An 8,611-nucleotide genomic window follows, 5' to 3' on the forward strand; every position below is an offset into this window, starting at 1 on the left:
GGCCGGGAGGGTGCGACAGCGCGTCCGCTCGCTCGTCTCCGTCGGGGCGCGGTCTTGGGCTTGGGCCCCTGCTGAATCGGGCGGGTGAGCGGCAGGCAGAAGTACAGGTACATGTCGAGCAGCATGGGGCCTCTTCGCCTTCAACGAGATGCGCACGGGATGTGGCGCGCGGTTCATGAGCAATGGCGATGCCACCTTCCCCATCCTCCGAAGAAGGCAGGCGCAAGGTGCCATGGCGGGTTCGAACGAGCCCGTGAAGAAGCATGAAGATGCCGTGGTGAAAGCCCCTCCGCTCCTCGGAAGGACGCCCCTCTCACGAGGCATGCGCACCTTCTCCTCCGAGGCGAGCAGCGCCATCGCCGACACGCCTGATGGGTGTCGGCCTTCCGGCGGGGTGCCGGGTTTCCGGCAGGGGTTCCGCGCGGGCCTCCGACACCCAGGCGAGCACGCTCGGCGTGAGAGTGCTGGCATGGGCCTTGCCATCAGGGCGGGCGTCACCGCGGGGGGAAACCGCGGCATCGAGGAGAGGCTCCATGCGACGTGCCGTCGTGGTGTTCGTGGTCCTGGTGGTGGTGCTCGCCACCCTGTTGGGGGTGCGCATCCTGAAGGACCGACGGGCCGCGGAAGGGCCTGCTGGAGGCTCGGGCGTCGTGGAGGGCACGGCGGTGGACGTGCGGGCCCGGCTCAATGCGCGAGTGGTGACGCGGCATGTGGAGGAAGGCGCCCGCGTGGAAAAGAACGCGGTGATCGTCACGCTGGATTGCACGGAGCCCGAAGCGGGGTTGAGTGAAGCCACCGCGCGACTGGCCATGGCGCAGGCGCAAGCAGACGGTGCGCGCGCGGTGGCGGTGGCCGCGGGACGAAGCAGCGAGGCCGTGGCCGCGCAGGCCGAGGGAAGCCAGGCCCAGATTGCCTCACTGGCGGACCAGCATGGACTGGCGCAGCGACAAGCGGACCGGCTCCAACAGATGGGAGATGCGACGACGGCGGCCGCGTTGGACCAGGCGCGAGCCCAGGCCCAGTCCCTGGAGCAGCAGCTCTCGGCGGCGAAACACGCGAGCACCGCGGCGTCCCGACAGGCCCGCGCCGCGACGGAGCAGGAGCGCGCCAGTGTCCAGCAGGCCGAGTCCGCCCTGCGCGCCATCCAGGCCGCGGAGGCCACGGTGCGCCGGGCCCAGGTGTCGGTGGCGGAGTGCGAGCTGCGCGCGCCGCTGAGCGGCACGGTGGAGACGCTGCCCTTGGAGGTCGGCGAGCTCGCATTGCCCGGTGCGGTCGTCGCTCGACTGGTGGACACGCACCGACCGAAAGCGACCTTCTACCTGCCCAACGCGGAGCTGGCGGCGGCGATGCCGGGGCAGTCCGCCACGGTGCGCGCGGACGCGTATCCCGACCGCACCTTCCAGGCACGCGTCGTCACCGTGGCGCGCGAGGCCGCCTTCACTCCTCGCAACGTGCAGACGCGCGGCGACAGGGACAGGCTCGTCTATCCCGTCGAGGTGCACATCGACGCGCCCGAAGGCGTGCTGCTTCCGGGCATGCCCGTGGACATCACCCTGGGGCCCGTGAACGACGCGGCGGTGGCGGAGCAACGGCCATGAGCAACAGCCCCGATGTGGACGTGTCGATGGAGGATGTGCGCCGTGCCTTCGGGGCCGCGCAGGCGTTGAAGGGCGTGTCGCTGGCCGTCCACACCGGCGAGGTCTACGGGTTGGTGGGGCCGGACGGCGCGGGGAAGACGACGGCCATCCGGTTGATGGCGGGGCTGCTGCTCCCCGACGCGGGGCGTGTGCGGATGCTCGGCGAGGACCCGGCGGACACGCGCTCCTCGGTGCGTGAGTCCCTGGGGCTGGTGCCGCAGCGGAACACGCTCTACGGGGACTTGAGCGTCGACGAGAACCTGCGCTTCTTCTCGCGGCTGTTCGGTCTGTCGAACCAGGACTTCGCCGAGCGACGCGAGCGACTGCTGGACATCACCCGACTGGGCCGATTCACGGACCGGCGCGCGGACGCGCTGTCGGGCGGCATGTACAAGAAGCTGGCGCTGGCGTGCGCCCTGCTCCACCGCCCCCGCGTGCTGCTGCTGGACGAGCCCACCAACGGCGTGGACCCGGTGAGCCGCCGCGAGCTGTGGGAGCTGCTGTATGGCCTGGTCCACGAGGGCATGACGCTGCTGGTGTCCACTCCGTACATGGACGAGGCGGCGCGGTGCCACCGGGTGGGTCTGCTCTATTCGGGAGAGCTCATCGCGGAGGGAGACCCTCGGGAGCTGGCGCGCCAGCACGGGGCGGCGGCGTCCAATTTCGAGGCGGTGTTCCTGGCCCTCGTCGAGAAGCGCGATGGCGGGAGGGCCGCGTGACTCCGGCCATCGAGGTGCATCACCTGACGCGGCGCTTCGGAGACTTCACCGCCGTGGATGACGTGAGCTTCGAGGTGGGCGCGGGCGAAATCTTCGGCTACCTGGGCGCCAACGGCGCGGGAAAGTCCACCACCATCCGGATGCTGTGCGGCCTGCTGAAGCCCACCGGTGGCAGCGCGCGCGTCGCGGGCTTCGACGTGGACAAGGAGCCCGAGCGCGTGAAGGCCGGCATCGGCTACATGTCCCAGAAGTTCTCGCTGTACCTGGACCTGAGCGTGAGGGCGAACCTGGAGTTCTTCGCCTCCGCCTACGGCGCCCATGGCCGGGAGTTGGAGACGCGCATCGGGGAGATGGTGGAGCGGATGCAGCTCGGCGCCGTGCAGGACGAGGTGACGGGGGCGCTGCCCGGAGGCATGCAGCAGCGCATCGCGCTGGCGAGCGCGGTACTGCACCGGCCTCGCATCGTCTTCCTGGACGAGCCCACCGCGGGTGTGGACCCGGTGCAGCGCCGCTCCTTCTGGGAGCTGATTCGCGACCTCGCCTCGCGCGGCACCACCGTCTTCGTCACCACGCACTACATGGACGAGGCGGAGAACTGCGCCCGCATCGGCATCATGGTGGACGGGAAGCTGGTGGCGCTGGACACGCCCGAGGGACTGAAGCGGACGCACGCCCCGGGTCGGGTGCTGGAGGTGCGAGGCCCGCGCCTCGCCCCGGCGTTGGACTCGCTGCGTGGCATGGCGGGCGTGCTGGATGTGAGCCGCTTCGGCTCTGGAGCCACCGTGCGCGTGGACCCGGAGCGCCTGCCCGCGGAAAGCCTGGCGGAATGGCTGCGAGCACGCGGCGTGGACCCGCTGGAGATGGAGGACTCGGCGCCCACGCTGGACGACGTATTCCTGGCGCTCACGGCCCGCGCGCAGCGGGGAGAGGACTGAAGCCCATGGCCTCGACACGCGTGAATCGTCGGGTGGGTCGCATCCTCGCGATGGCGGGCAAGGAGGTGCTGCACATCCGCCGCGACATCCGCACCCTCTACCTGGCCCTGGCGATGCCGGTGGTGATGCTGGTGCTGTTCGGCTTCGGCATCAGCTTCGACGTGGACCACCTGGAGCTGGCCGTCGTCGACCAGGACCGCACGGACCTGTCGCGAGAGTTGGTGCGTCAGGTCACCGCGTCCCAGGAGTTCGTGGTCGTCCAGGACGGAACGTCGCCGGACGAAGCAGTCGGTGCGCTGCGCCGAGGCACCGCGATGAGCGTGCTCCTCATCAAGAAGGGGTTCGCCGAGGACGTGAAGCGCGGAGGCGCCCAGGTCCAGTTGCTGGTGGATGGCGCGGACGGCAACTCGGCCACGCAGGCGCTCGCCAAGGCCCAGGCCCTGGTGGAGATGGCGGGCCGCAAACTGGGAGGCTCGATACAGGTGGCCGCGCCTCCGCTGGAAGCACGCGTGCGCACGCTGTTCAACCCGGACGCGCGCTCGGCGATGTTCCTGGTGCCCGGGCTGGCGGCATATCTCCTGGCCATCGTCGCGGTGCTCATCACCGCGCTGACGGTGGCGCGCGAGTGGGAGCGAGGCTCGATGGAGCAGCTCTTCGCGACGCCCGTGGGTCGACTCGAGATTGTCGTGGGCAAGCTGCTCCCCTACCTGGGCATCGGCCTGCTCCAGGTGCTGCTGGTGCTCACGGTGGGCGCGTGGGTGTTCGACGTTCCGGTGCGAGGGAGCCTCGTCGCGCTGAGCCTGGGCTCGGTCCTGTTCCTGGTGGGGATGCTCGGACAGGGGCTGCTCATCTCGGTGGTGACGCGCAACCAGGTGGTGGCGACTCAGGTGGCGACGATGACGTCCGTGCTGCCGTCGATGCTGCTGTCGGGCTTCATCTTCCCCATCGAGAACCTGCCGCCCCCGCTCAAGCTCATCAGCACGTTGATTCCCGCGCGGTACTACGTGGCGACGCTGCGCGGGGTGCTCCTGCGCGGCAATGGCCTGGACGTACTGTGGCCGCAACTGGTGGCCCTGGCCCTGTTCGCGGCCCTCATGCTGGTGGTGGCGACCCGCCGCTTCCAGCGCCGACTGGACTGAAGGGAGGCTTTGCGAACATGCATCCGCTGGTGGTGCAGTACCGCGCGGTGGTGGTGAAGGAGGTGCGCCAGACGGCGAGAGATCGCCGGGTCATGGCGCTCATCACGCTGGCGCCGCTGATGCAGCTCTTCCTGCTCGGCTTCGCGGTGAACTTCGACGTGCGCCATGTCCCCACGGTGGTGGTGGACCGGGACAAGACGGCGGAGAGCCGCGACTACGCGCGCTCCCAGCTCGCCGGGGACACGCTCGACTTGAAGGCCGAGGTCTCCGACGAGCTCGCCGCCGAGGAGGCCCTGGAGCGCGGCGAGGCCTCCGTGGCGCTCATCTTCCCTCGGGATTTCCAGAAAGACTTGCTGCGAGGCCACGGCGCGCAGGTGCAGGCGCTGGTGGATGGCTCGGACCCGACGCGCTCGTCCGTCGCGGCGAACGCGGTGGCGCAGTACGCGGTGCTCAAGGCGATGCAACTGGCGCGGGCGCAGGCCCAGGCACAGGGAGAGACACCGCCCCGCTCCCCCGTGGAGCTGGTGCCACGCGTGCTCTACAACCCGGAGCTGTCCACGTCCGTGTACGTGGTGCCGGGCATCGCGGCGATGCTGCTGCTCATCGTCACCACGGTCATCATGGCCATGGGCCTGTCCCGCGAGCGCGAGACGGGGACACTGGAGCAGCTCCAGGTGACACCGCTGCGTCCCGGCATCCTGATGGCCGGCAAGGTGACGCCGTTCCTGTTGATTGGCCTGGTGGACGTGGGGCTCGCGCTGAGCGTGGGCGCCTGGGTCTTCAAGGTGCCCCTGCGCGGAAGCCTCACGCTCGTCGCGGTGGCCACCCTCTTCTACCTGCTGTCCACCCTGGGCGTCGGGCTGCTCATCGCGACGGTGAGCCGCACGCAGCAACAGGCGTTCGTCGGAGGGTTCCTCTTCGTCCTGCCCGCGGTGCTCTTGTCCGGAGTGATGAGCCCCATCCGCGCGATGCCGGGCTGGCTGGCGTGGCTGACGTACCTGAACCCCGTGCGCTACTACGTGGAGGTGCTCCGAGGTGTGCTGCTCAAGGAGGCGGGGTTGCCGGACTTGTGGCGGCAGGTGCTCGCGCTCGCCGTGTTCGGCGCCTTGATGATGGCCGTGGCCTCGCGCCGCTTCCACAAGACGTCGGCCTGAGTCACACCTCGAAAGGGGGGCGCTACCGTAGTCCAGGACGCGCCGTCCGTGGGGAGCCGCGACCAGGGAACAGGCGGCCCGTGTGCCCGTCCGCTCGTCCTCGCACTGTGACTGGAAAGCCCACCGGGTGTGCGTTACAGCCCCGCTCCAGCATGTCCGAGACCGCCGCCCCTTCCCTCTCTGTCTTCCGCCATCGCGACTTCCGCACGTACCAGATCGCCCGGCTCTGCGCGGTGCTCGCCATGCAGATCGAGTCCGTGGCCATCGGCTGGCAGGTCTATGAGGTGACGGGCAGCGCCCTGGCGTTGGGCTACACGGGGCTCGCCCAGTTCGTGCCCTTCCTTGCCTTCTGTCTGATTGGTGGACAGGTCGCCGACCGGTTCGACCGCCGCATCATCCTGGCCATCTGTCAGAGCGTGATGTTTCTGTGCAGCCTCGCGCTGCTGTCCTTCTCCCTGGGCCACATCACGGACGTGCGCTTCGTGTACGGCGTCCTGGTCCTCTTCGGAACGGCCCGCGCGTTCTATGCCCCCGCTGGCGGAGCGCTCACGCCGCACCTGGTGCCCAAGAACGAGCTGACGCGCGCGGTCGCCGTGAACTCCACGACGTGGCAGGTGGCCACCATCGCGGGCCCGGCGGTCGGCGGAGTCCTCTATGGCTGGGCGGGAGCCACCGGGGCGTACCTGGGCTCCGCGTCGCTCTGCGCGCTGACGGTGGTGTGGATCCTCTCGTTGAAGGTGCGGACCGGGCGGGCCTCGTCGCAGCCGCTGTCCTTCTCCACGCTGGTGGCGGGCCTGGGCTTCGTGCGCCGGCAGCGGTTGCTGTTGGGGAGCATCACGCTGGACCTCTTCGCCGTATTGCTGGGAGGCGCGGTGGCGCTGCTGCCCATCTACGCGCGGGATGTGCTGCACACGGGCCCCTGGGGGCTGGGCCTCTTGCGGTGCGCGCCGGCCGCGGGCGCGGCGGTGGTGGCCGTCATGCTGGCGATGCGTCCCCTGGGCGGCCGGGCCGGATGGAAGATGTTCACGGCGGTCGCCATCTTCGGAGCGGCGACACTCGTGTTCGGCATGAGCAAGTCGCTGCCGCTGTCCCTGGTGGCGCTGGCCATCGCGGGCGCGGCCGACATGGTGAGCGTGGTGGTGCGCCACACGCTGGAGCTGATGGCGACGCCAGACGAGATGCGCGGGCGCGTGGGCGCCGTGAACATGATGTGCATCGGCGCATCCAACGAGCTGGGCGAGTTCCGCGCGGGCTGGCTCGCGGAACACGTGGGCGCGATTCCGGCCGTCGTCACGGGAGCCCTGGGCACGCTGGCCATCGTCGCCATCTGGGCCTGGGGCTTCCCCGAACTGAGGAAGGTGGACCGGCTGGAGACGGCGGGCCGCCCCACTCCGGCGGAGCCACAGCCGGAGGAGTCACCCACGGCGCAGGCGGGCTGAACTCAGGCCTGCGCGCCCTCGTAGCTGACGCGCAGCCCCTTGTGCGTCACGGTGATGAGGGGCCGCCCCAGCCATCCGCAGTGCTTGCAGACGCCGCTGGGACCCGCCGCCGTGACACGTACCGGCAGGTCCGCCGCACAGACGGGGCAACCCTCGGGAATCATGAAGTCGCGCGTGGTGGGAAGTGCTTCGGTCATACCTTTGAGTTAACGCAGCTTCCGCCCTCCGCAATGGCGGCGGCCACCCGACGGACAAGCATCCAGCCGAGCAACCACCCTCCCTCACGCCGCCTCGTCGAGGAACCTCCGGTAGGCACGGATGACGTCCGCATCGGAGACGTTGTCCAGGCCCTCACTCACCTGAAGCTCCGTCTCCACGACGCCGGGCACCCGCGTGGGACTGAAGCCTCCCAGCCAGACGCCCGTGTCCCGCGCCGCGTAGAAGGCGCGCAGTGAGAGCGTCTTCGCGTCCCCGCGCACGAACACCCGGAACATGTTCGTCTGCACCGGACGCGGCAGGACAGTGAGGCGGGTGTCGGCCGCCAGGGCCTCGGTCAGCGCCTTCGCGCGCTTCACCTGCGCGGGGACTCGCGCCACCGCCGCGTCCAGCCGCATGGCCGCGGAGGCGACGTAGGGCGTCAGGTGGAAGAGGTTGCCTCCATGCCGGTGCCGCCAGATGCGCGCCTCGCGGATGAAGTCGCGGCCTCCCACCAGCATCGCGCCACCCAGCGCCCCCACCCGCTTGTAGAAGGACACGTAGACGGAGTCGAAGCCCTGGCAGATCTCCGGGAAGGGCCGATTGTAGAAGGGTTGGCACTCCCACAGCCGGGCCCCGTCCATGTGGAGCTTCACGCCCTTCTCGCGGCACGTCTTCTTCAGCTCCTCCAACTGCTCCCACGTCTGGAGCTGGCCGCCCAGCCACCGCACCGGCAGCTCGACGCTCACGACGCCGAGCGGCTCCGGTGACTCCAGCACATCCCTGGCGAGCAACGGCCGCGTCCACGGAGAGACGATGACGTCATGCAGCCCATGCAACACGACGTGGGCGCTGTCCTCGTGCAGCACATGGTGTGACGACGGGTGGACGCCGAAGTTCCGGTTCTTCAACGCGTCCGCATAGCTCCGCAGCGCGATGAGCTGCGCCATGGTGCCGGTGGGCATGTAGCAGCCCGCCTCGAAGCCCAGCATCCCCGCGACCTTCTTCTCGAAGCCGTCGATGAACTCGCTGTTGCCGTAGAAGTCCCCCGTCACGCCCTGGCGCCGCATCCACTCGCCCACGGCGATGAGCTCCGCGCCCGGGTCATCCGCCGCGAGCACCCCCGTGAGTGAGCCACGACAGGCCCGGCGGACCTCCTCCACCTCCGCTCGCGAGGGCTCGGCGGGGAACCCCTTCATCTCCTTCCGAGCCGGAGCCTTCGTCGGCGCGGGCGCCGCGGCACCCGCCGGGGCACCCCAGAGCGCGCTCCCCGCGAGCAGGCTGGTCAACGACAGGAACTCGCTCCGACTGAACTGATGACGGGACATGGGACTCCTCAACCAGGGGACAGACGTCGCCCTCCCGCGAGCGTAGCCCCCACCCCGCCCCGGCT

General features: G+C 69.9%; 8 protein-coding genes. 6 read left to right on the forward strand and 2 right to left on the reverse strand.

Annotation, left to right across the window (positions count from 1 at the left end; translation table 11 throughout):
- Window positions 1–533: 533 nt before the first annotated feature.
- The 6 genes from HUW62_RS43415 (at window position 534) to HUW62_RS43440 (ending at window position 7,023) form a co-directional block, all read left to right on the forward strand.
- Window positions 534–1,598 carry an HlyD family secretion protein gene (locus HUW62_RS43415; RefSeq protein ID WP_176437785.1) on the forward strand — a complete coding sequence of 355 codons (1,065 nt, stop codon included), beginning with the start codon at window positions 534–536 and terminating at the stop codon, window positions 1,596–1,598.
- Window positions 1,595–2,356 carry an ABC transporter ATP-binding protein gene (locus HUW62_RS43420; protein ID WP_176437786.1) on the forward strand — a complete coding sequence of 254 codons (762 nt, stop codon included), beginning with the start codon at window positions 1,595–1,597 and terminating at the stop codon, window positions 2,354–2,356. Before HUW62_RS43415 ends, HUW62_RS43420 begins: the two co-directional genes overlap by 4 nt.
- On the forward strand, window positions 2,353–3,291 hold the full coding sequence (locus HUW62_RS43425; RefSeq protein WP_163867282.1) for an ABC transporter ATP-binding protein: 939 nt from the start codon (window positions 2,353–2,355) through the stop codon (window positions 3,289–3,291). The genes HUW62_RS43420 and HUW62_RS43425 overlap by 4 nt, the downstream gene beginning before the upstream one ends.
- 5 nt (window positions 3,292–3,296) lie before the next feature.
- Window positions 3,297–4,430: an ABC transporter permease gene (locus HUW62_RS43430; protein WP_176437787.1), complete on the forward strand. Its 1,134-nt coding sequence runs from the start codon at window positions 3,297–3,299 to the stop codon at window positions 4,428–4,430.
- A gap of 17 nt (window positions 4,431–4,447) precedes the next feature.
- Window positions 4,448–5,584 (forward strand): ABC transporter permease, encoded by a 1,137-nt coding sequence (locus HUW62_RS43435; protein ID WP_176437788.1) that lies wholly within the window; start codon window positions 4,448–4,450, stop codon window positions 5,582–5,584.
- A 152-nt stretch (window positions 5,585–5,736) separates the two neighbouring features.
- On the forward strand, window positions 5,737–7,023 hold the full coding sequence (locus HUW62_RS43440) for an MFS transporter (protein WP_176437789.1): 1,287 nt from the start codon (window positions 5,737–5,739) through the stop codon (window positions 7,021–7,023).
- 2 nt (window positions 7,024–7,025) lie between these two features.
- Here the strand turns inward: HUW62_RS43440 and HUW62_RS43445 are convergent, their stop codons facing one another.
- Both HUW62_RS43445 and HUW62_RS43450 read right to left on the reverse strand, forming a co-directional pair.
- Window positions 7,026–7,220: a hypothetical protein gene (locus HUW62_RS43445; RefSeq protein WP_163867278.1), complete on the reverse strand. Its 195-nt coding sequence runs from the start codon at window positions 7,218–7,220 to the stop codon at window positions 7,026–7,028.
- 84 nt (window positions 7,221–7,304) lie between these two features.
- Window positions 7,305–8,546, reverse strand: coding sequence for a low specificity L-threonine aldolase (locus HUW62_RS43450; protein WP_176437790.1), 1,242 nt, complete (start codon window positions 8,544–8,546; stop codon window positions 7,305–7,307).
- Window positions 8,547–8,611: the final 65 nt, after the last annotated feature.

The organism is Myxococcus sp. AM011, from assembly GCF_013372595.1.
GTDB classification, from domain to species: Bacteria; Myxococcota; Myxococcia; order Myxococcales; family Myxococcaceae; genus Myxococcus; species Myxococcus eversor.